Origin of the sequence: Dactylosporangium sp. CA-139066, assembly GCF_050936175.1 — a bacterium.
Lineage (GTDB): Bacteria > Actinomycetota > Actinomycetes > Mycobacteriales > Micromonosporaceae > Dactylosporangium.
Window position 1 is genome coordinate 729,882 of sequence record NZ_JBNJNH010000002.1, and the last position, 21,767, is coordinate 751,648.

Genomic DNA, 21,767 nt, shown 5'->3' on the forward strand with positions numbered 1-21,767 from the left:
TGTACATGGAGTACACCAACCTTGGCCGCACCGGCCTGCAGGTCAGCCGGCTCTGCCTGGGCACCATGAACTTCGGCCCGAAGACCACCGAGCCGGACAGCTTCGCGATCATGGACCGCGCGCTGGAGCACGGCATCAACTTCTTCGACACCGCCAACGTCTACGGCTGGAAGCTCGGCGAGGGCGTCACCGAGACGATCATCGGCAACTGGTTCGCCCAGGGCGGCGGCCGCCGCGACAAGGTGGTGCTGGCCACCAAGGTCTACGGCAAGATGCAGGAGTGGCCCAACGGCCAGGGCCTCTCCGCGCGCCACATCATCGCCGAGGCCAACGCCTCCCTGAAGCGCCTGCAGACCGATTACATCGACCTGTACCAGATGCACCACATCTCCCGCACGACCCCGTGGGAGGAGATCTGGCAGGCGATGGAGTTGCTCGTCGCGCAGGGGAAGGTGTTGTACGTCGGGTCGTCCAACTTCGCCGGCTGGCACATCGCCGCGGCGCAGGAGTCGGCGAAGGCCCGGCACTTCCTCGGCCTGGTCGCCGAGCAGTGCATCTACAACCTCATGGCGCGCACCGTGGAGCTGGAGGTCCTGCCCGCCGCTCGCCACTACGGCCTCGGCGTCATCCCGTGGTCCCCGCTGCACGGCGGCCTGCTCAGCGGCGCCCTGGCGAAGCTGGCCGAGGGCTCGGCGGCCCGCACCGCCGAGGGCCGCGCCGCCGACGACCTGGAGAAGAACCGCGCCGCGCTCGAGGCCTTCGAGAAGCTGGCCGCGGAGCTGGGTGCGACCCCGTCCAACCTGGCCCTGGCCTGGCTGCTGGCCCAGGAGGCGGTGACCGCCCCGATCATCGGCCCGCGCACGCAGGAGCAGCTGGACAGCACGCTCGGCACGCTCTCGCTGACCCTCGACCAGGCGACGCTGGACAGGCTCGACGAGCTGTTCCCGCCCGTCGGCAAGGGCGGCCCCGGCCCGGAGGCCTGGGCCTGGTAGTCACCGGCCGGCGGCCGTGCCGTCCAGCGTCACGGCCGCCAGCTGGTCATACTCGGGTTTCGGCCCGAGGTGACTGCGCATCAGCCGCACCTCGTCGACCCGCCACAGCGGCCCCCGATACGCGGCGAGCGTCGCCAGATCCCCGTCCAGCTCCTCCCGGCTGAGCAGGTCCCCCGGCCGCGCGATCGTCACGTGCGGCTGCCAGGGCCGCCGGTCGTACGGCAGCCGGTGCCGCTTGAGCGCCTGCCGCACGGCGGTTCCCAGCGGCTCGAGATCGTCGCTCTCAAGCTGGGCGACGAGGTGCCGGAACCGCCCCCGCCCGAGCGTCTTCCCCCCGGCGATCCGCACGGTGGGGCCATGCGTCCCTCGCAGCTCGCCAAGCGCCTCGACGGCCGCGTCGGGCTCCTCGACGTCCCCGATGAACGCCACGGTGAGATGCCACCGCTCGCCGGAGTGCAGCCGAACCGACCGCTCCCGCGGCCGCGCGACCGCCAGCGAGTCGACCATGCTCTTGAAGTGCTCCCGCACCTCCGCCGGCGGGTACGCCGCCATGAACACCCTCAACGCTGCTGGGCCTCCGCATTGCGCAACACAAGCCCCGCCCTCTCCAGCTCCCCTTCGACCCGCAGCCGCTCGAGCTCGAGGTCGACCCCGCCCAACTCCCCGAGGTGCTCCTCGACGTCGAGCTGCGCGCACGCCGTGCACAGCCCTTCGTCGTACGCTTCCTGCACGGCGACGAACCATACCCGCGACCGCGTGGCCACACTCTCCCGCAGCCGGTTGAGCCGCCGCAGATCCCCCGCCACCTGCTCGATCGGCGGCGTCGCGGCCCGGGCGTTCCTCATCGTGGTCACCTGCTGCGCGGCCTTGCTGAGCTGCCACTTGCGCCCCAGCCGGGTCCGCGACCACCACCCACCGACCTCGACCTCGCCCCGCAGCCACCCACGAACCGCTTCCCCCGCGCGGTACATCATTTCGTCGGCCGACATGAGCAGCGCACAGAGCAGACACGGCGCCACGGCGATAAGCCCAATGACCCCGGCCACCAGCAGGCCGTGCAACACGCCCACGATCTGAGACTAAGCTCACACGACAGCGATCGCCACCAATTTCGCCCTCTTCGCCGCGCCAACCTCACCCGCCCCACGCCTACCACGCAAGATCATTCGGAGCGCGGGCCGGCCCCGCAGCTGGTGTGTCGCCCCGGGCAGCGCATTCGGTATTCGCCCGAGTCAACCCAGCCACGCGCCCCGGCGTCGGGAGGCCCGTCGCGCTCGGCCGCACGTCGACCGGGCGACGCATTCGCCTAGCGGCAGGTTGACCGTCAGGTTCAGCCCACGAGCACTCGGCTTACAGCAGCACGTTGGCCTGGCGGCAGGCCGGGGCCAAGCGCAGGCTCGGAGAGGCGCGCGGGCTCGGACAGGCGCGCGGGCTCGATGGGCCGCCCGCTCGGCAGAGGACGTGGGCCGCGGTCGGACGTGCGGACTTGACCTGACGCGGGCTCGGGCAGGCGCGCAGACTCGATGGGACGCATGCTCGGCGGCACCCGCAGGCCCCGGTCGGACCCGCGGGCTTGATCTGGCGCGGGCGCACGCTCGGTGGCACACGCGGGCTCCGGTCGGACCCGCGGGCTTGACCTGGCGCGGGCTGGGTCGGGCGTGCGGGTCGGCTAAGGGGCCGGAGCAGGCGGCGCCCCCTCGCCACCGCCTGCTCGGCCGCACCGCCGGCGCGGGAGCCCGAACCCGTGGTCACGCCCGCCAGCGTGACCTACGGTCCGGTCGCGTCCTCGCGCCGGCGCGGGCCGCGGGACTTCTGCCGGTCGCGCCCGCCAGCGCGTCCAGGTCGGTCCTGCGGTCCCTCCAGTTGAGTCCTGCGTTCTTGCGGTTGGTCGCCCGGTCGTTCGCGACCATGCGGCCCGTTCGGTGCTCCGTGCCCGGCACGGTGCCGCCGTAGCGGTCGTGCCGTCGGTGCCGTCCATGCGGTGCTCGGTGGTTCGCCACGGTGCCGTCGTGACGGTCGTGCGGTCCGTGCGAGCCGTGCGGTGGTCGAGATCCAGCGCGGCGCCGTCGTGGCGGTCGTGCGGTCCGTGCGAGCCGTGCGGTGGTCGAGATCCAGCGCGGTGCCGTCGTGACGGGTCGTGCGAGCCGTGCGGTGGTCGAGATCCAGCGCCGTGCCGTCGTGACGGGTCGTGCGGTCCGTGCGAGCCGTGCGGTGGTCGAGATCCAGCGCGGTGCCGTCGTGACGGGTCGTGCGAGCCGTGCGGTGGTCGAGATCCAGCGCCGTGCCGTCGTGACGGGTCGTGCGGTCCGTGCGAGCCGTGCGGTGGTCGAGATCCAGCGCGGTGCCGTCGTCGCGGTCGTGCGGTCCGTGCGGGTGCCCGACGGTCCGGCGCAGAGCCGTCGTGGCGGTCGGTGCGATCCGTGCGGTGCTCGGTGATCGAGCGCGGTGCCACCGTGGCGGTCGTGCGGTCCGTGCCGGTTGGTCGGGCTTGCGACGCGTTGACCCGGACGTCGCGCCGGGGCGGCAGGGCCACCGCCGTGGCCTGCGCCCGAACGGGCGACGTCGGGCCGCGCTCGTTCGCTACTGGGTCAAGGCCCTCAGCAGAGCCTGAAGCTCGTTGATGGCCTCCTCGTCACCATCCACCTGGACCGGCGAATGCGCATCGGTCGTTGGGGTCGATTCGCGTGACCACAGCCACCGCAAGAGGTGGGCCGGAGGGCCGGTTACCACCGCATCGGGAATGAGGTCCATGGTGGCCGCGGGGCCGGTTGTGGCGGCGGTTGCCGAGGTGACGGGCGTGATCGTGGCGCCCTCGGGGTCGATGCGGACCAGCCAGGCGGGGACGGACTCGGCGACCGGCGAGCCACCCTGGGCCGACGGCGATCCTGCGGCCGACGCCGACGCCGCGGCGGACGAACCGGCGGACGCGGGCGACGCGCCGGCAGCGGACGAACCAGCCGACGTCGCACCCGCGGCGGGCGAGCTGGCGGCGGACGAACCGGCGAACGCGGGCGACGCGCCGGCGGCGGACGAACCGGCCGACGCCGCAGCGGTGGCGGGCGAACCGGCGGTGGACGACGGGGCGGCGGACTGGACGCGGACCGTGCGGCCCTTCGCGCCGGCGAGCTGGTCGGTGAGGTCCTCGTGCCAGGCGTGGGAGCCGTAACCGGCCATCACCTGCAGGACCTCGTCGATGCCGTCCAGCGCCAGGTCGTCGGGAATGGGAGCGGGCTCGGTGTCGTGGGCCAGCTCGGCGTCGAGGCGGTGGATGACGGACTCCTGGGCCATGCGGCGGATCCAGAACTTCACCGTCTGGTCGGGCTCGTGCCAGGTCAGGGCGTGGTCGGTGTCGCCGCGGCGGGAGAACTCGTGGGTCAGGGCGCCATAGGCGCGGTCGAGCAGAGCTATCGGGTCCTCCGTCGCCGTGGTCGCCGGGGGCCACGGCTCGGGCCAGGCTCCGGCCTGCATGACCAGGGCCTTGTGCAGGTAGACCTGGCCGACGTGGCGGACGAGGTCGGACACTGTCCAGCCGGGGCAGCTGGGGACCTGGGCGTTGAGGCCGGTGGTGGCCACCTCACGCAGGCGCATGTAGTCGGCGGCCAGGCACTGCAGCAGACGCGATCGCTCCATGCCCCTGACTCAACCACAGGGGTACGACATTTTTTCAGCGCACCGCGGGGCGTACCGCAGGAACGCCGGCCGTCTCGTGCACCCGCACGTGCAGGCGGGGGCGCAGGCCCACGTGGATGCGGCCGCCCACCCGGCGCAGTTGGACGACGCCCATTGCGACCGCGGCGATCAGCGAGATAAGGCCGCCCGTCCACAGGCCCGAGCGCGGGCCGAAACGCTCGGCGCACCAGCCGATGACCAGGGAGCCGATGGGAGTGCTGCCGAGGAAGACCAGGACGTACAGGGCCATCACGCGGCCGCGGAAGGCGGCGTCGACGCCGAGCTGGACGCGCTGGTTGGCGGCCTGTGCGAAGTAGATCATGAAGAAGCCGGTCGGGACGAGCAGGGCCACCGCCGTCATGAACGACGGGGCGAAGCCGACGAGCGTTTCGAAGCCGGCGAACAGGATGGCGGCCGTCAGCACCGTGTACACCGACGGGCGGCTGCGGCGGCGCGAGCTGGCCAGCGCGCCGGCCAGGGCGCCGAGGGCGATGGCCGTGGTGAGCAGGCCGAAGTACTTCGCGTCGACGTGGAACTCGACCCGCGCCAGCACGGCCAGGGTGAGCTGGAAGTTGAACCCGAACAGGCCCACGACCAGCACCAGCAGGATGGCCAGGCTCAGATCGGGGCGGTGCCAGACGTACCGCAGGCCGTCCACCGTCCGTGCCTCGCTCGCGGCCACGGCCGAGCGCTCGGCGCGGTACAGATCGGCGGGGTGCATCCGGGCGATGCAGATCAGCGGGGCCGTGCACAGCAGCGCCGTGGCCAGGAAGATCGGGCCGGTGCGGTCGTGCATGGCGGCGATGAAGAGGCCGGCGATCGCGGGGCCGATGATGCGCGCGCTGTTGAACGTGGCCGACGACAGCGAGAGCGCGTTGGGCAGCAGCTCCTTACCGACCAGTTCGGAGACGAACGACTGGCGGACCGGGGTCTCGATCGCGCTGATCACGCCGAAAAGGGCGGCGGTGACGTAGACCCACCCGAGCGTCGCGACGCCGGAGACGACCAGGACGCCGAGGAGCGTGGCGACCACCGCGGAGCCCGCATTGGCCAGCAGGAGCAGGTGGCGCTTGTCGAAGCGGTCAGCGAGCTGGCCGCCGTACAGCGTCAGCAGCAGGACCGGCGTGAACTGCAGCGCGGTGACGACACCCAGTGCGGAGGCGGAGTTGCCGGACACCTGCAGGACCAGCCAGTCCTGCGCGGTGAACAGCATCCAGGTACCGAGGAGCTTGACGAGTTGGCCGATGGTGAACAGTCGATAATTGCGGACCTGCAATGAGCCGAACGTCGTCCCGATCATGCGCTGCGTCCGATCCTCCCCAATATCTCGGCGGCCCTGGCCAGCACCTCGCGCTCTTCGGGCGTGAGGGCCATGAGTTGTTTGGCGAGCCACTCGTCGCGGGTGCGGCGGTGCTCGGCGACGACGGCGCGGCCGGACTCGCTCGCGGCGAGGATGACCTGGCGGCCGTCGGTCGGATGCGGCGTGCGCTGGACGAGACCGCGTTCCTCCAGCTTCGCGATGATCTTGGTGAGGGTCGGCGGCTGCACCCGCTCGATCTCGGCGAGCTCGCGTGGCGTGAGCGCGCCGCCGAGCTCCAGGCTCGTGAGTGCGGACAGCTGGGTGATCGTGAGATCGCCCATCGGCCGGGCCTGGCGCAGGCGCCGGTTCAACCGGGTGATGCTGTCCCGCAGGGCCGCCGCGAGCTGGGCGGCGGCGAGTCGGGGAGCGCGAACCATCACGTTTGTTAGCTTACCTAATAAGCATGGCTAACGACCTGTGCCCTCGGTCACCCGGCACCTGCGGGGGACGGCTCCGGGCGGGTACCGTGATCTCCGTGAGCACCCCGCCCAAGCCGCTCGACCCGCCGATGGTGCCGTTCGCCATCGTCGGCATCGCGCTGTGGATCATCGCGGCGCTGATCATGCTGCCGTTCCGCGACGAACTCTCCCGAAACGGGCACGGCAACTGGTTCACGATCGCGGTCGCGGGAGCGCTGTGGGGCATTCCGGGCCTGCTCACGATGGTCGTGCACGACCGGAACCGGCGGCGGCGCCGGGCCCGGGCCGACGTCGGATCGCCCAGCACGGACACGCCAGCCCCGTCATAGCGCAGCGTCGCGCCAGGCCCCGGGCCGACGTCGGATCGCCCAGCACGGACGCGCCAGCCCCGTCATAGCGCAGCGTCGCGCCAGGCCCCGGGCCGACGTCGGATCGCCCAGCACGGACACGCCAGCCCCGTCATAGCGCAGCGTCGCGCCAGGCCCCGGGCCGACGTCGGATCGCCCAGCACGGACGCGCCGGCCGCGCCGTAGCGCGGCGTCCGATTCGTTCAAGACGGGCGCGCGCCGGGCGGCCTAGCTTGGGCGTATGGCACTTCGACTCAACGTCTTCGGATTGATCGTCGCGGACATGGGCCGCTCGCTCGCCTTCTACCGCCTTCTCGGGCTCGACGTGCCCGAGGCGGAGGACAAGAGCCCGCACGTGGAGTACGTCCTGCCGGGCGGCGTGAAGCTCACCTGGGACACGATCGAGACGATCCACTCGTTTGATCCCTCGTGGACGCCGGCGTCCGGCGGCCCGCGGATCGCGCTCGCCTTCGAGTGCCCGTCGCCCGCCGAGGTGGACCGGATGCACGCCGCGCTCGTCGAGGCCGGTTACGAGAGCCACAAGGCGCCCTGGGACGCCTTCTGGGGCCAGCGGTACGCCGTCATGCACGATCCCGACGGCAACGGCGTCGATCTCTACTCGCCGCTATCGTAGGCGGGCCGTACTGCTCTTGGCACCGCGGAGGTGGCAGGGAGGCGCCCCGGCGCCGACCGGTGTCTGGTGGGAACAACGGTCGCAACTTGCGCGGACCCGAGTAAATGCGCTCAGTCTTTGGCTTTTAGCAATTCGGACATCGGTACGCCGGTCAGGTCCTTCACGTCGCGGGCGAGGTGGGCCTGGTCGGCATATCCGGCGGTCGCGGCCACCGACGCATACGCCATCCCACGGCGGGCCAGCTCGAGCGCGTCGTTGAGGCGCAGGATGCGGCTCAGGGTCTTCAGGCCGTAGCCGTAGAGCGCGAGCCCGCGACGATGCAGCTGCCGCTCGCTGAGGCCGACCTCGGACGCGATCGCCGCCACCGGTTCCCCGGCCCGCACCCGGGCGAGCAGGTGCGGCACGAGCGGGTCGTCGGCGCGGTCCACGGCCAGCAGGGCCGACTCGAGGACGAACCCGCGGTCGCGGGCAGCATCGAGCGCCGCCGTCAGGCGACGGACTCGTGACAAAGGCCAAAGATCCTGCAGCGGTACCCGAAGATTCCGCAGCTCGCTGGCCGGCACCCTCAGGAAGGCGGGTCCGGAGCCGGGGCCGAACCTGACCGCGCTGAGGCGCTCCCCGCGCGTGCCCAACCAAGGATGAGCGGTCGTGTCCGGCCCGGCGACGAACAGCTCGCCGTCGCGATGGATGACGTCCATGCAGCCATCGGGAAGGATACGCCCGGGGCCGGGGGCGCGGGTGTCCAGTCGCCAGACGACCGCCCCGCGTATGCGAGACGGTCGCTCAGTGTAGTCGGACTCAGCCGTGCCCATAGGGTTCGGCCGGCTCGTCGGCGTCGACCGAGCCCGGCGCGCGGCTCACGGCGACCGCCTCGACCTCGCTGTCGTCGAACACCGTCGGCAGCTCCTCGACCGTCTGGACCTGCTCGACCAGCACCTCGGAGTGCGCGCCGCAGCCGTGGTCGACGGAGACGACCTGGGCGTCATCGGGCGCGTACTCGTTGCCGCACACGCCGAACGCCTGGCGCAGCGAACCGGCGAGCTGCAGGTAGAAGCCGCACGATCCGCAGCGGGCGCTGGACGGCGCGGCGACGGAGATGGGGGCGTTGGGGCCGCGGTCGCCGTCGTACCAGCGCTGGGCCGCGTCGAGGCGCCCCTCACGCGACAGGACGCGGGTGCGGCCGAGGCCGAGCTCCCAGTTGACCTCTTCGATCGCGGGGTCGTCGGACTGCACGTAGCCGGGCGCGAGGCGCGGGTCGTCGGGCGGGGTCGGCAGCAGGTCACCCACGCCCAGGTCACCGGGCTGGAGGCGCTCCTGCCAGGGCACCCACTCGGGCGCGCGCAGCGCCTCGGGGCCGGGCAGCAGCGTCGACTCACAGATCGTGACCTGCTTGCTGCGCGGGATGCGGGTGACGGTGACCGCCCAGCGCCATCCGCGGTAGCCGGGCAGGCCGCACTCGAAGAAATGTGTGACGAGGCGCTCACCCTCGGCAACCACGCCGAGATGCCCGCCGACGTGGTCGGGATCAACGACGTCCAGGCCCTGCCGCGCAACCTCGACGGCGTCCGCGAGGACCTGGTCGGGCTTGGACGCGCGGCCGCTTCCGCGCGCGGGTGCAGTCGAGGCAGTCACGCCTCCATTGTTCCTCATCGCCGAGCCCGTCGGGCAGGGCGGCCCCGGCGCGCCCCCGAAACTGTCGTACCCATGGTTCAGGATGGTGGCATGTCGGTGATTCGAGGAGTGGCGCAGACCGTGGTCACCACCGTGCGCGCGGCACGGGTCGCCACCGTCGGCACGACCAGGGCGGGCCGGTTCCTCGGGCGCAACCTGCTGCGCGTTCGCGAGCGCGGGGCGGGCGGCGAGGCGGGCATGCTGCGCCTGCTCGACCTGCATGCGGCGTCGTGCGCGGGCGACACCCTGGTCGCCCTGGGCCTCGCCGGGACGATCTTCTTCTCGGTCTCCGCCGGGGAGGCGCGCGGCCGCGTCGCGCTCTACCTCATCGTCACGATGCTGCCGTTCGCACTGCTCGCGCCGGTGGTCGGGCCCGTGCTCGACCGGTTCCGCCACGGCCGGCGATATGCGCTGGCCGTCACCATGCTCGGGCGCGCGTTCCTCGCCTTCCTGCTCTCCGAGCACCTCACCGGCTGGGCGCTCTATCCGGCGGCGTTCGGCATGCTCGTGCTGTCCCGGGCCTACGGCGTGGCCCGCAGCGCCGCCGTGCCCCGCCTGCTGCCGGCCGGCCTCGGCCTGTCGGAGGCGGGGGCGCGGGCGTCGGTGTTCGGCACGTTCGCGGGCGCCATCGCGCTGCCCATCGGCCTACTGGCCGGGCACTTCGGGGCGCAGTGGCCGCTGCGGGTGTCGATCCTGATCTTCCTCTGGGGCATGGTGACCTCGCTGCGCCTGCCCCCGCGCGCTGACTCCGACCCGCCCGAGACCATGCCGCGCATCCTGCAGCCGCTCGGCCGGCGCGGGGTGAAGGTCCTCAGCGGCCGCGTCGTGGTGAGCGCGCTGTTCGGCAGCGCGACGCTCCGGGCGCTGTTCGGGTTCCTGACGTTGTACCTCGCTTTCGCCATCCGCGAGGGCACGCTCCCGGTCCGGCTCGCCGCCTGGCAGCTGTCCGAGCAGGTCGCGGTCGTGGTGGCGGCGGGCGCCCTCGGCGTCGGCTCGTTCCTGGCCACCGCGATCGGCACCCGGCTGCGCATCCATCGCCCGGCGCTGCTGCAGGCGATCGGCCTGGTGCTCACCGCACTCGTGGCGATTCTCGCCGCCGACCGCGACTCGCTGGGCACAGTGGCGCTGCTCTGCCTGGTCACCGCGATCGCGAGCGGCCTGGCCAAGCTCGCCGTGGACGCCTCGATCCAGGAGCGCATCGACGAAAACGTCCGGGCCAGCGCCTTCGCCCACTCCGAGACGCTGCTCATGGTCGCGTGGGTGCTGGGCGGCGCCGTGGGCCTCATCCCGTTCGGCGGCTCGTGGGGGCTGCTGATCGCCGCGGCGTTCGTGACGCTGGGTGCGGTCCGGGCGGTGTACTCGGCCGTGGTCCTGCGACGCGAGCGGCTGCGCGGTGCGCCGCCGGACGCCGCCGACCTGGACGCCACCACGGTCTCGACGCCGGCCTCCGGCGCCGGCTCTACCCCCGGCGCCGGGCCCGGCCCTGCGCCTGGGCCCGGGTCCGCTTCAGGTGCCGCCAGGTCGGCAGCTGGGCCGGGCGCGGGGGCTGCGACCGGGGCCGGGTCGGCTCGGTCGGGGGCTGGGGCGACGTCTGGTTCTGCGGCGGCGGCCGGCGGAGCGGCGGCCGGTGCCGGGCGGGGCGGATCGGCAGGTGGCGGATCGGCGGCGCGCACTGCGCGGATGCCGGCCGGCGATGCGACCACCGTGCCGCGGCCGGCCGAGGGGCCGACGGTGCCGCAGCCAGCCGGAGCGGCCGACGACGGCGGACGGCGCCGGTTCGGGTGGCGACGGCGCCGGAGCGAGTCCGGCGCTGGGGAGGCGCCGGCCGGTGCCGGGAGTGCGGCGCCGGGCGGACCCGGCGAGACTCGAAAGATGCCGGCCGTGGACGTGGAGGACGGGGCATCGCCGTTGGCGCCGCCTGGATACACGCTGTATCGACCGTCGGGGATCGACCCCACTGCACGGTTGGAGGACGACGGCCGGTAGGCGGCACTGAGCGCTGGCCGCAGCCGGCCTGGCGGCGCACGACCTCCGCGCCCGAGCCTGGGCCCGCAGCCGGACATGGCGAACTGAGGACCACCTCGGGGCGCACGCTGTCCGCTGGCGCCCAACGCGGACCGGCGTGGACCCGGCGGTAGCGCGGAACGTCGAGCGGCTCCCGGCGCGCGCTGTGCCCGCCGCCGCCCTCCGGAGCCCGCACAGCGCCGCCCGACCCCTGTGTTGCTGGCCGGGAGCCCGGGCCCCTGCCGACGTGGCGGACCGGGGACCACCTCGCGGCGCACGCTGTCCACCGGCTCCCGGCGCCGCACAGCGCCGTCCGGGCCGGTAGCGCGGCGGCCCGTTGACCGCCGCCCGGGCGCGGAGTGTCGAGCGGCGACCGGTGCGGACCCGATGGAACAGATGGGCGCCGTGGCTCACCGAGGGGGATGTGGGGCGTGGGTGTCGATCAGGGTGAGCAGGGCGGGTACCCAGTGCCGGCCGTAGCGGGCGCGGAGCTCGGGCCGTTGCCAGTCGTCGCCGGTGATCACGGTGCGGCACGACGGCGACGCGCAGTGGCAGGGCATCGTGAAGTCCGGGCTCGCGGTGCTTGTTGCGTAGTCGTTGGTCAGTTCCTCGTCCGCGGCGACCGGGCGGCGGGACGTCAAGGTGTAGGCGTCCGTCCACCACAGGTTGGGGTCGCAGCTGTGGTTGCCCTTGCCGTTCGGGGTGGCCGGTGGCAGCACGAGGTGCAGCGTTTCGGTCACGGTGATGGTGTCGACGTACGGGTGGGCGGGGTCGCGGGCGGCGGTGTCCAGGATCGCCAGCAGGGCCGGCCAGGTGACCAGGCGGCCGCCCAGGCGGGATATCGGCGTGCCGGCCGGGATCGGGGCGCGGGCGAACAGCCCGTCGCCGGCGATTGCGGACCTGCGGACCTCGACGTCGGGGTGCAGCCAGCAGTCAGAAGGCGGGGTGTCCGGCATTCTCCTACTCTGCCCGACGTTTGGCGGACCGCGGATTGGGGTGTACGCGGGACTATGGGCGGTAGAGGGAAGGTGGGCCGGGGATGAGTGGGCTTCTTGGGTACGAGCGCGCGTTGATCGTCACCGCGGTTGAGGCTGAGCGCGGTGAGGTGCTTGCCGGGCTGGGGATCGGCGAGCAGCGCGGCGACGCGCTCGGAGACGGCAGCGGCGTTGTGGTGGTTGCCTGCGGGGTCGGGCCGGCGGCCGCGGCGGCCGTGACCGCGCAGATGCTCGGGCTGGGGGCACAGCTGGGGGCGCCCTTCGACGTGGTGTTGTCCGCGGGGATCGCCGGTGGGTTTGCGGGGCGGGTGGAGATCGGGGGGCTCGTCGTGGCGACCGAGTCCATCGCGGCCGACCTGGGCGCCGAAGGGCCCGACGGGTTTCAGAGCGTGGACGAGCTGGGGTTCGGGACGAGCCGGTACGACGCCGACGCCAACCTGCTGCGCCAGCTGCGGGTGGTGCTGCCCGAGGCCGTCGGGGGGCCGGTGCTGACCGTGTCGACCGTCACCGGCACCGCGCGGTCCAAGGAGGCCGTCGAGAAGCGGCATCCCGATGCCGTGGCCGAAGCCATGGAAGGGTTCGGGGTGGCGTCCGCCGCTCGGGTGTGTGCCGGGGTGCCGTTCGGGGAGATCCGGACGATCTCGAATGCCGTCGGGCCGCGGGACCGGGCGGCGTGGAGGATTCCGCAGGCGCTGGCCACGCTGCGTGAGGCATTCGCCGCGCTCGGCGAGCGCTGAGCGCGAGCAAGGCGGGCGAACGCTGAGCACGGGCAAGGCGAGCGCTGAGCACGGGCAAGGCGAGCGCTGAGCACGGGCAAGGCGAGCGCTGAGCACGACCGCTGAGCACGAGCAAAGGCGAGCGCTGAGCACGGGGAATGCGAAGAGGCCGCGGAGTCGCGAGGGTCACACCAGGGGTTTCGTTACTCGGGGTGCGGGGTCGGCTCGGAGGTCTAGGTTGGGGTTTGTGACGCTTTCGCTGGCCTTTTCGCCGTGTCCCAACGATACGTTCGTCTTCCATGCGCTCACGCACGGGCTGGTGGCCGGGGCGCCGCAGTTTGATGTGACGTTCGCCGATGTCGACGTCACGAACACCGCGGCGCTGAACGGGGAGTTCGACCTCGTCAAGGTCAGCTACGCGGCGTTGCCGTGGCTGCTCGACAAGTACACGCTGCTGCCGTGCGGCGGTGCGCTCGGGCGGGGGTGCGGGCCGCTCGTGCTCGTCAAGGATGCGCAGACCCGGTCGCTGGCGGGGAAGAGCGTCGCGGTGCCGGGGGATCGCACGACCGCCTATCTGCTGATGCGGCTCTGGTCGGCCGCGGAGCCGCCGGCCAGCGTGACGATCGTGCCGTTCGCCGAGATCATGCCGGCCGTGGCCGCGGGGACGTTCGACGCGGGGCTGGTGATCCACGAGGCGCGGTTCACCTACCAGCGGTACGGGCTGCACGCGATGGTGGATCTCGGGGAGTGGTGGGAGAACGACACCGGGCTGCCGATCCCGCTCGGGGCGATCATCGCGCACCGCGACCGGGTGGACCCGGAGCAGGCCACGGCGTGGATCAAGGAGTCGGTGCGGCTGGCGTGGGAGAACCCGCAGGCCAGTCGGGAGTTCGTGCTCAAGCACGCGCAGGAGATGGAGCAGTCGGTCGTCGATCAGCACATCGGCCTGTACGTCAACGAGTTCACGGCCTCGCTCGGGCCCGACGGGCACGCCGCCGTCGACGCGCTGCTCAACCGGGCGGCGGCCGAGGGCCTGGTGCCGGCCACCCCGCTCGTCGGCGCGTAAGGCGGCAATGGCACAGGGGGCCCGTCCGCGCAAGAGCCGGACAGCCCCCTGAACCACCCCGAAAACTAAACCTCGAGCTCGCGCGCCACCAGGTGGACGGCCTCGGCGACCGTGCGAGAAGTCTTGCGATCCGGGAAGCGGCCGCGCTGCAGGTCGGGCTGGATCTTCGCCTCCAGCACCTTGATCATGTCCTCGATCAGGCCGTGCAGTTCCTCCGGCGGGCGCCGGCTCGCCACCGCGCGGGCCTCGGTCACCGACGGCGGCGCCTCGAGCAGCTTCACCTGCAGCGCCTGGCTGCCCTTGCGGCTCTCCACCACCCCGAACTCGACCCGCTGGCCGGTCTTCAGCTCACCCGCTCCGGACGGCAGCGCCGCCTTGTGTACGAAGACGTCTCCGCCGTCGTCGCTGGTGAGGAACCCGAAACCCTTCTCCTGGTCGTACCACTTCACTCGACCCGTCGGCACGCTGCCCTGCTCCCCAGTGTCGGACCCGTCCCGGCGGCCGCGCAGCGCGGACACCGGGATTGCACACCAAGGCTAGTCACCGGAAACGGCCCGGCCAACCGAGATCATGCCTTGGAGAAACGCCGGGAACGGGCGCAGATCCTCGAACACGACCGTGGCGCCGGCGGCGCGCAGGTCGGCCTCGGAGCACGGGCCGGAGGTGACGCCGACCGCCGGGATGCCTGCCAGGACGGCGGCCTGCATGTCGGCCACATGATCGCCGACATAGAGAGCGGCGCCGATGTCCCGCAGCACGCGCGCCTTGCCGTCATGGAAGACGTCGCCGTACACCCGATCAACCGAAATGCCCAAATGTGCGAGATGCAGCTCGGCGAGTCGCCCCAGTTTCGAGGTAATGACGGCGATTTGGGCGGGCACTCGGCGTACCGAATCCAAGGCTTCGAATGCTCCTGGGAGGGCCATCGCGGGCGCTATGGCGTGGTCCGGGTAAAGCGCACGATAGATGCCGACGGCCTCCTCTATCCGATCGGGTGGGAACCATTCGGACATCTCCTGCCGCAGCGGCGGGCCCAGCCGACTGACCGCCAGATCGGCGTCGACGTGGACCCCGGTACTCACCGTGAGCGCCCGCCACGTTGCAGCGATGCCGGGCCGGGTGTCGAGGAGCGTCATGTCAAGGTCAAAGCCAATGACAACCGGTTGTTGAGACACCTTTAAGGATGCCCAGGTCACAGTGGTTATGCCATCGAGAAAATCGGCCATGTCTATTGACGCGATGAGAGTTTGACCACTACCGTCCCCAATACTTTTAGGAAAGTTTCCTAAGAGACCATCCAGGAGACGCGATGAAACGATCCGTCCGCAACGGCCTCATCGTCGCCGCCGCTCTGGCGGCGGCCGGGGCCGTCGTTCCCATCGTCACCACGTCGGCCAACGCCGCCGGGAGCCTTACCGCCACGTTCACGGTCGACCAGGACTGGGGCACCGGCTGGGGCGCCACCTACAAGATCACCAACGGCACCGCGAGCACCATCAACGGATGGACGCTCGAGTTCGACCTGCCCGCGGGTGGCTCGATCACCAGCTCCTGGGACGCCGACGTGACCCAGACGGGTCAGCACTACGTCGCCAAGAACAAGTCGTGGGCGCCGACCCTCGCCGCCGGCGCGAGCTTCAGCTGGGGCATGAACGGCGCCGGCGCCAAGCCGCCGCTGAACTGCAAGATCAACGGCGTGAGCTGCAGCGGCGGTACCCCCACCACCGCGCCGCCGACCACGACGAAGCCGCCGACGTCGAACCCGCCGACCAGCCAGCCGCCGACGTCTAAGCCGCCGACCTCCACCCCGCCGACCACCTCCACGCCGCCGTCGACCGGCAGCAAGAAGGTCGTCGCGTACTTCACCGAGTGGGGCGTCTACGGCCGCAACTACCAGGTCAAGAACATCGAGACGAGCGGCTCGGCCTCGAAGCTGACCCACATCCTCTACGCGTTCGGCAACACGTCGAACGGCCAGTGCTCGATCGGTGACAGCTACGCCGACTACGACAAGGCGTACACCGCCGACCAGTCGGTCGACGGCGTCGCGGACACCTGGGACCAGCCGCTGCGGGGCAACTTCAACCAGCTCAAGAAGCTGAAGGCGAAGCACCCGGGCCTCAAGGTCATCTGGTCGTTCGGCGGCTGGACCTGGTCGGCCGGCTTCACGCAGGCCGCGCAGAACCCGACCGCGTTCGCGAACTCCTGCTACAACCTGGTCAACGACCCGCGCTGGGCCGGCGTGTTCGACGGCATCGACATCGACTGGGAGTACCCCAACGCCTGCGGCCTGCAGTGCGACTCCAGCGGCCCGAACGCCTTCAAGAGCGTGATCGCGGCGCTGCGCGCCAAGTTCGGCTCGAGCGCGCTGGTGACGGCGGCCATCACGGCCGACGGCTCCAACGGCGGCAAGATCGACCTGACCGACTACGCCGGCGCGATCTCGAACCTCAACTGGATCGACCCGATGACGTACGACTACTTCGGCGCCTTCAACGCGCAGGGCCCGACGGCCCCGCACTCGCCGCTGACGTGCTACTCGGGCATCCCGCAGGCCGGCTTCTGCTCGGACGCGGCGATCCAGAAGCTCAAGAGCAAGGGCATCCCGTCCGACAAGATCCTGCTCGGCATCGGCTTCTACGGCCGCGGCTGGACGGGCGTCACCCAGGCCGCGCCCGGTGGCTCGGCGACCGGCGGCGCGCCCGGCACCTACGAGACGGGCATCGAGGACTACAAGGTCCTGAAGAACACCTGCCCGGCCACGAGCACCGTCGGCGGCACCGCCTACGCGCTCTGCGGCAACAACTGGTGGAGCTACGACACGCCGTCGACCATCTCGAGCAAGATGGCGTACGCCAAGCAGCAGAGCCTCGGTGGCGCGTTCGTCTGGGAGCTCTCCGGCGACACCACGAACGGTGAGCTCATCACCGCGGTCAGCGGGGGTCTCAAGTAACACACCGTAAGCAATCGAGGGCGGGCCCGACGGGCCCGCCCTCTTTTGTCATACGCGCCGGTTAGCGTATGAGGCGAGATGACGACGACATCGCTGGCCGACCACCTACGCGCCCTGCCCGACGAGGAGCTGGCGGCGCTCATCCGCCTGCGCCCCGACCTGGTCATCCCGCCGCCGTCGGACTTCTCCGCGCTCGCCCACCGGGCCCAGTCGCGGGTCGCCGTGGCCCGCGCGCTGGACGCCCTCGACCAGTTCACCCTGGAGATCCTGGACGCCCTGCGGTACACCCGCGTGGGTCATGTCTCCTCGGTCGAGGCGGTGCTGGCGCTGACCGCGCAGTCCGGGGTCGACGCGGTCCGGGTGCGCGCGGCGATCGACCGGCTGCGCGCCTACGCCGTGGTCTTCGGCCCCGACCAGGCCCTGCGCATCGCCGGCGCGGTGGAGGAGGTCTGCTCGCCCTATCCGGCGGGGCTCGGCCGGCCCGCCGAGGAGCTCGACCCGGTCGCCGGCGCGCTGGCCGCCGACGCCGCCGGGCTGCGCCGCACGCTGCTGGCCGCGCCGCCGGCCGCCCGGGCGGTGCTCGACCGGCTCGCCGCCGGGCCGCCCGTCGGCACGGTCGCCGCCACCAGCCTCCAGCCCGACTCCGACTCGCCGATCCGCTGGCTGCTCGACCGGCACCTGCTGGTCGCCGTCGGCCGCGACGCGGTCGAGCTGCCGGTCGAGGTGTCGCTGGTGCTGCGCCGCGACGCCGGGCCGCTGGGCCAGATGCACCCCGAGCCGCCGCCGATGGAGACCCCGCAGCGCGAGCCCGCCCAGCTCGACCGGGCCGGCGCCGGGCAGGTGCTGGAGCTCGTCCGCCACGCCGAGGGGCTCATCGAGGCGATCGGCCAGGACCCGCCGGCCGTGCTGCGCTCCGGCGGGCTCGGCGTGCGCGAGCTGCGCCGCTACGCCAAGCTCGTCGGGGTCGAGGAGCCGCAGGCGGCGCTGCTGGCCGAGATCGTCACCGCCGCCGGGCTGATCGGCGAGGAGATCGTCGACAACAAGCGGATCGAGAGCGTCTTCCTGCCCACCGTGGCGTACGACGCCTGGCGCGCCTTCGGCATCGCGGCCCGCTGGCACCGGCTGGCGGTCGCCTGGCTCACGATGACCCGCGCGCCGGCCCTGGTCGGGCAGCGCGACGACCGCGACCGCCCGATCAACGCGCTCGCGCCGGAGCTGTCCCGCCCGGGCGCGCCGACGCAGCGCCGGGCCGCGCTGCAGGTGCTCGCCGACCTGCAACCGGGGCAGACCGCGGCGCCGGCCGCGGTGGTCGAGACGCTGACCTGGCGGGCGCCGCGGCGCCACAGCCGGGGTGCGGCGACCGGCATCGAGGCCACCCTGGCCGAGGCCGCGTTCGTGGGCCTGACCGGCTTCGACGGGCTGACCGGATACGGCCGGCTGCTGCTGGCCGAGCTGGCCGCCGACGGGCTCGACCCGGACGACCCGCTCGGCATCGCCGCGCCGGAGGGGTTTGCGCTGCCGGGCTCCGCGGCGGCGCTCGACGTGCTACTGCCGGCCCCGGTCGACCACGTGCTGCTGCAGGCCGACCTGTCGGTGATCGTGCCCGGGCCGCCGGAGCCGACGCTGGCCGGCGAGCTGGAGCTGCTGGGGCTGCAGGAGTCGGCGAGCGTGTACCGCATCACCCCCGACACCGTGCGCCGCAGCCTCGACGCCGGCTACTCGGCCGGCGACCTGCACGCGCTGCTGGCCCGGCGCTCGCGGACGCCGGTGCCGCAGACGCTGGCGTACCTCATCGACGACGTCGCCCGCCGCCACGGCGGCATGCGGATCGGCTCGGCCAACTCCTACGTGCGCAGCGACGACGAGACGGTGATCGCCGAGGTGCTGGCCGACCGCCGGCTGCAGGGCCTCGGCCTGCGCCGGCTGGCCCCGACCGTGCTCGCCTGCCGCCACACGCCGGCCCGCCTGCTGGAGGCGCTGCGCGAGGCCGGCTACCCGCCGGTGCAGGAGGACTCGACCGGGGCCGCGGTGCTGAGCCGCCCGAAGGCCCGCCGCGGCGCGCCGCGCCCGACGTGGGCGGCCCGCGGTGTGGAGGACCCGGCGGCGAGCGTGCGGCTGTCGGCGCCCCGGCTGGCCGGGGTCATCGAGCAGATCCGCCGGGGCGACGCCGCGGCCCGGGTGGCCCGGCGGGCGCCGGTGACGGTGCGGGCCAACGGGGCCGGCGGGGCCTCGCACACCGAGGCGCTCGAGGTGCTCCAGCAGGCGCTGCGGGACAAGACCCGGGTCTGGGTCGGCTACGTCGACGCGCACGGCGCGACGGCGTCGCGGCTGGTCCGGCCGGTGTCGATGGGCTCGGGCTACCTGCGGGCCGAGGACGAGCGCACGGAGATGCTGCACACGTTCGCGCTGCACCGCATCACCGGCGCGGTTCCGGAATCCGACATCTGAGCTACCGCGACGTCCGCCGTGGCCGGGGCCCGTGACTCCCGGGCCACGCCAGGTCCGCGTCCGGTCGTTGTCGCAAAAGCCGGTGGACCTAGCGCCTGTTTCATTACTGAGGCGGGGCTGCGGCCGGCCCAGATTCCGCCTGGCGGCGTCCCGCGAAAGCCGGGTTACAACACCGGTAGCCAGGCTTCCGCGGGCCACCGCCAGACGAAATCTGGACTCGGCCTCGCTCCCACCCCAGTAATGAAACAGGCGCTAGTCGGCCTCGCCGGCCATGCCGATCACCGAGACGACGAGCAGGACCGCGGTGAGGGAGCCGGCGGTCTCGCCGATCGCGTCGGTCAGCGGGCTGTGCAGCACCAGCCAGGAGACGAGGAACCAGGTCAGGGCCGCCACGGCGAGAACGCTCAGGCCGACCTTGGCCAGCGGCGAGAAGCCCTCCGGCAGGTCCGTCATGCATCGATGGTAGGCCGGCCGGTCACGGAGCCGGAATCGGACGACGCGTCCGCCCCCGAATTGATTCGACCGCCCCCTCCCGGAGCGGCCCCGAACGCGTGCGTCCGGCTCCGCGGCGACGGCCGCGAGACCGTCACAATGAACAACGCAGGCCGTGATGCGCGCGGTTGCATGGGCGTGGACCCTTCCCACTATCCGGGAAGTGTCACACCGTCATGCGACACTGGTCCGGTGCCAGAAGGTCCATTGATCGTCCAGTCCGACAAGACCCTCCTGCTCGAGGTCGACCACCCCGACGCCCAGGCGTGCCGGATGGCCATCGCGCCGTTCGCCGAGCTGGAGCGCTCGCCGGAGCACGTGCACACCTACCGGCTGACCCCGCTCGGGCTGTGGAACGCGCGCGCCGCCGGCCACGACGCCGAGGGCGTCGTCGACTCGCTGCTGCGCTTCTCGCGCTATCCCGTGCCCCACGCGCTGCTCGTCGACATCGCCGAGACCATGGACCGCTACGGGCGGCTCCAGCTGCTCAACGACCCGGTCCACGGCCTGGTCCTGCGCGCGTCCGACCGCGCCGTGCTCATCGAGGTCTCCAAGAGCAAGAAGCTGGCCGGGATGCTCGGCGCCCAGATCGACGCCGACACGGTCATCGTCCACGCCTCCGAGCGCGGGCGGCTCAAGCAGGCGCTGCTGAAGCTGGGCTGGCCGGCCGAGGACCTCGCCGGCTACGTCGACGGCGAGGCGCACCCGATCCATCTGGCCGAGAGCGACTGGACGCTGCGCTCCTACCAGCGCGAGGCGGTCGAGTCGTTCTGGGCCGGCGGCTCCGGCGTCGTCGTGCTGCCGTGCGGCGCCGGCAAGACGCTGGTCGGCGCGGCGGCGATGGCCGAGGCCAAGGCGACGACGCTGATCCTGGTCACCAACACGGTCGCCGGGCGGCAGTGGAAGCGGGAGCTGCTGGCCCGCACCACGCTGACCGAGGCCGAGATCGGGGAGTATTCCGGCGAGCGCAAGGAGATCCGGCCGGTCACCATCGCCACCTACCAGGTGCTCACGACCCGCCGCAGCGGCACGTTCGCGCACCTGGACCTGTTCAACGCCCGCGACTGGGGCCTGGTCGTCTACGACGAGGTCCACCTGCTGCCGGCGCCGATCTTCCGGTTCACCGCCGACCTGCAGGCCCGGCGGCGCCTCGGGCTGACCGCCACCCTGGTGCGCGAGGACGGCCGCGAGGGCGACGTGTTCTCGCTGATCGGCCCCAAGCGCTACGACGCGCCGTGGAAGGACATCGAGGCGCAGGGCTGGATCGCCCCGGCCGAGTGCGTCGAGGTCCGGGTGACGCTGACCGACGCCGAGCGGATGGCCTACGCGGTCGCCGAGCCCGAGGAGCGCTACCGGGTGGCGGCCACCGCGCGGACCAAGCTGCCGGTGGTGCGGGCGCTGATCAACCGGCACAAGGACGACCAGATCCTCGTCATCGGCGGCTACATCGACCAGCTGCACCAGCTCGGGGAGTTCCTCGAGGCGCCGATCGTGCAGGGCTCGACGACCAACAAGGAGCGCGAGCGGCTCTTCGACGCGTTCCGCACCGGCGAGCTGAAGATCCTGGTGATCTCCAAGGTCGGCAACTTCTCGATCGACCTGCCGGAGGCGGCGGTCGCGGTGCAGGTGTCGGGCACGTTCGGGTCGCGACAGGAGGAGGCGCAGCGGCTGGGCCGGGTGCTGCGGCCGAAGTCCGACGGGCGGCAGGCGCACTTCTACACGGTCGTCGCGCGGGACACGATCGACACCGAGTATGCGTCCCACCGGCAGCGCTTCCTGGCCGAGCAGGGGTATGCCTACACGATCACCGACGCCGACGACGTCCTCGCCTGAGCGCCGCGCCGGCGACGTCCTCGCCTGAACGCCGCGCTCGCGACGTCCTCGCCCGGGCGCCACGGCGGCGACATCCTGGCCTGAACGCCGCGCTCGCGACGTCCTCGCCCGGGCGCCACGGCGGCGACATCCTGGCCTGAACGCCGCGCTCGCGACGTCCTCGCCCGG

Annotated in this window: 21 protein-coding genes; 10 read left to right on the forward strand and 11 right to left on the reverse strand. The window is 72.4% G+C overall.

Going from position 1 to position 21,767, the window contains the following annotated elements; genetic code table 11:
* Positions 1 to 5 precede the first annotated feature (5 nt).
* Positions 6 to 992, forward strand: a complete 987-nt coding sequence (locus ACQEVU_RS48055) for an aldo/keto reductase (RefSeq protein WP_433336706.1) — start codon at positions 6 to 8, stop codon at positions 990 to 992.
* Here ACQEVU_RS48055 and thpR read toward each other — a convergent pair whose 3' ends face one another.
* Positions 993 to 1,544, reverse strand: a complete 552-nt coding sequence (thpR, locus tag ACQEVU_RS48060; RefSeq protein WP_433336708.1) for an RNA 2',3'-cyclic phosphodiesterase — start codon at positions 1,542 to 1,544, stop codon at positions 993 to 995. It abuts the gene before it with no gap.
* 8 nt (positions 1,545 to 1,552) lie between these two features.
* The gene (locus ACQEVU_RS48065) at positions 1,553 to 2,062 is read right to left on the reverse strand and encodes a hypothetical protein (RefSeq protein WP_433336710.1); all 510 of its coding nucleotides are present in this window, start codon (positions 2,060 to 2,062) and stop codon (positions 1,553 to 1,555) included.
* Between the two features lie 1,030 nt (positions 2,063 to 3,092).
* On the opposite strand from ACQEVU_RS48065, the gene ACQEVU_RS48070 reads away from it, so the two are divergent.
* The gene (locus ACQEVU_RS48070) at positions 3,093 to 3,428 is read left to right on the forward strand and encodes a hypothetical protein (protein WP_433336712.1); all 336 of its coding nucleotides are present in this window, start codon (positions 3,093 to 3,095) and stop codon (positions 3,426 to 3,428) included.
* A gap of 144 nt (positions 3,429 to 3,572) precedes the next feature.
* On the opposite strand, the gene ACQEVU_RS48075 is transcribed toward ACQEVU_RS48070, so the two are convergent.
* Genes ACQEVU_RS48075 through ACQEVU_RS48085 form a run of 3 tightly spaced genes read right to left on the reverse strand, consistent with a single transcriptional unit; the run spans position 3,573 to position 6,398 of the window.
* Positions 3,573 to 4,622: a maleylpyruvate isomerase N-terminal domain-containing protein gene (locus tag ACQEVU_RS48075; RefSeq protein WP_433336714.1), complete on the reverse strand. Its 1,050-nt coding sequence runs from the start codon at positions 4,620 to 4,622 to the stop codon at positions 3,573 to 3,575.
* A gap of 34 nt (positions 4,623 to 4,656) precedes the next feature.
* The gene (locus ACQEVU_RS48080) at positions 4,657 to 5,961 is read right to left on the reverse strand and encodes an MFS transporter (protein ID WP_433336716.1); all 1,305 of its coding nucleotides are present in this window, start codon (positions 5,959 to 5,961) and stop codon (positions 4,657 to 4,659) included.
* Positions 5,958 to 6,398 carry a MarR family winged helix-turn-helix transcriptional regulator gene (locus tag ACQEVU_RS48085; protein ID WP_433339701.1) on the reverse strand — a complete coding sequence of 147 codons (441 nt, stop codon included), beginning with the start codon at positions 6,396 to 6,398 and terminating at the stop codon, positions 5,958 to 5,960. The genes ACQEVU_RS48080 and ACQEVU_RS48085 overlap by 4 nt, the downstream gene beginning before the upstream one ends.
* A 131-nt stretch (positions 6,399 to 6,529) precedes the next feature.
* Between ACQEVU_RS48085 and ACQEVU_RS48090 the strand changes: the two genes are divergently transcribed.
* On the forward strand, positions 6,530 to 6,769 hold the full coding sequence (locus tag ACQEVU_RS48090) for a DUF2530 domain-containing protein (protein WP_433339702.1): 240 nt from the start codon (positions 6,530 to 6,532) through the stop codon (positions 6,767 to 6,769).
* 259 nt (positions 6,770 to 7,028) lie between these two features.
* Positions 7,029 to 7,421 (forward strand): VOC family protein, encoded by a 393-nt coding sequence (locus ACQEVU_RS48095; protein WP_433336718.1) that lies wholly within the window; start codon positions 7,029 to 7,031, stop codon positions 7,419 to 7,421.
* Between the two features lie 110 nt (positions 7,422 to 7,531).
* Here ACQEVU_RS48095 and ACQEVU_RS48100 read toward each other — a convergent pair whose 3' ends face one another.
* Positions 7,532 to 8,233 (reverse strand): helix-turn-helix domain-containing protein, encoded by a 702-nt coding sequence (locus ACQEVU_RS48100; RefSeq protein WP_433336720.1) that lies wholly within the window; start codon positions 8,231 to 8,233, stop codon positions 7,532 to 7,534.
* Positions 8,220 to 9,071, reverse strand: a complete 852-nt coding sequence (locus ACQEVU_RS48105; RefSeq protein ID WP_433336722.1) for a DUF3027 domain-containing protein — start codon at positions 9,069 to 9,071, stop codon at positions 8,220 to 8,222. Before ACQEVU_RS48105 ends, ACQEVU_RS48100 begins: the two co-directional genes overlap by 14 nt.
* Before the next feature lie 72 nt (positions 9,072 to 9,143).
* Between ACQEVU_RS48105 and ACQEVU_RS48110 the strand changes: the two genes are divergently transcribed.
* A complete protein-coding gene (locus ACQEVU_RS48110; protein WP_433336724.1) occupies positions 9,144 to 11,078 on the forward strand; it encodes an MFS transporter in 1,935 nt (644 codons plus the stop codon).
* A gap of 428 nt (positions 11,079 to 11,506) precedes the next feature.
* Here the strand turns inward: ACQEVU_RS48110 and ACQEVU_RS48115 are convergent, their stop codons facing one another.
* A complete protein-coding gene (locus tag ACQEVU_RS48115; RefSeq protein WP_433336726.1) occupies positions 11,507 to 12,052 on the reverse strand; it encodes an SET domain-containing protein in 546 nt (181 codons plus the stop codon).
* An 83-nt stretch (positions 12,053 to 12,135) separates the two neighbouring features.
* On the opposite strand from ACQEVU_RS48115, the gene ACQEVU_RS48120 reads away from it, so the two are divergent.
* Both ACQEVU_RS48120 and ACQEVU_RS48125 read left to right on the forward strand, forming a co-directional pair.
* Positions 12,136 to 12,828, forward strand: a complete 693-nt coding sequence (locus tag ACQEVU_RS48120; RefSeq protein WP_433336728.1) for a futalosine hydrolase — start codon at positions 12,136 to 12,138, stop codon at positions 12,826 to 12,828.
* A 226-nt stretch (positions 12,829 to 13,054) separates the two neighbouring features.
* Positions 13,055 to 13,873 carry a 1,4-dihydroxy-6-naphthoate synthase gene (locus tag ACQEVU_RS48125; RefSeq protein ID WP_433336730.1) on the forward strand — a complete coding sequence of 273 codons (819 nt, stop codon included), beginning with the start codon at positions 13,055 to 13,057 and terminating at the stop codon, positions 13,871 to 13,873.
* 65 nt (positions 13,874 to 13,938) lie between these two features.
* On the opposite strand, the gene ACQEVU_RS48130 is transcribed toward ACQEVU_RS48125, so the two are convergent.
* Together ACQEVU_RS48130 and ACQEVU_RS48135 are read right to left on the reverse strand one after the other, a co-directional pair.
* On the reverse strand, positions 13,939 to 14,337 hold the full coding sequence (locus tag ACQEVU_RS48130; RefSeq protein WP_433336732.1) for a cold-shock protein: 399 nt from the start codon (positions 14,335 to 14,337) through the stop codon (positions 13,939 to 13,941).
* Between the two features lie 72 nt (positions 14,338 to 14,409).
* Positions 14,410 to 15,099: an HAD family hydrolase gene (locus tag ACQEVU_RS48135; RefSeq protein ID WP_433336734.1), complete on the reverse strand. Its 690-nt coding sequence runs from the start codon at positions 15,097 to 15,099 to the stop codon at positions 14,410 to 14,412.
* Positions 15,100 to 15,182: 83 nt separating this feature from the next.
* On the opposite strand from ACQEVU_RS48135, the gene ACQEVU_RS48140 reads away from it, so the two are divergent.
* Together ACQEVU_RS48140 and ACQEVU_RS48145 are read left to right on the forward strand one after the other, a co-directional pair.
* Positions 15,183 to 16,826, forward strand: coding sequence for a glycosyl hydrolase family 18 protein (locus tag ACQEVU_RS48140; RefSeq protein WP_433336736.1), 1,644 nt, complete (start codon positions 15,183 to 15,185; stop codon positions 16,824 to 16,826).
* 78 nt (positions 16,827 to 16,904) lie between these two features.
* The gene (locus ACQEVU_RS48145; protein ID WP_433336738.1) at positions 16,905 to 19,274 is read left to right on the forward strand and encodes a helicase-associated domain-containing protein; all 2,370 of its coding nucleotides are present in this window, start codon (positions 16,905 to 16,907) and stop codon (positions 19,272 to 19,274) included.
* A gap of 252 nt (positions 19,275 to 19,526) precedes the next feature.
* Here the strand turns inward: ACQEVU_RS48145 and ACQEVU_RS48150 are convergent, their stop codons facing one another.
* Positions 19,527 to 19,727, reverse strand: coding sequence for a hypothetical protein (locus ACQEVU_RS48150; protein ID WP_433336740.1), 201 nt, complete (start codon positions 19,725 to 19,727; stop codon positions 19,527 to 19,529).
* A gap of 231 nt (positions 19,728 to 19,958) precedes the next feature.
* Between ACQEVU_RS48150 and ACQEVU_RS48155 the strand changes: the two genes are divergently transcribed.
* Positions 19,959 to 21,599, forward strand: coding sequence for a DNA repair helicase XPB (locus ACQEVU_RS48155; protein WP_433336742.1), 1,641 nt, complete (start codon positions 19,959 to 19,961; stop codon positions 21,597 to 21,599).
* Positions 21,600 to 21,767 lie beyond the last annotated feature (168 nt).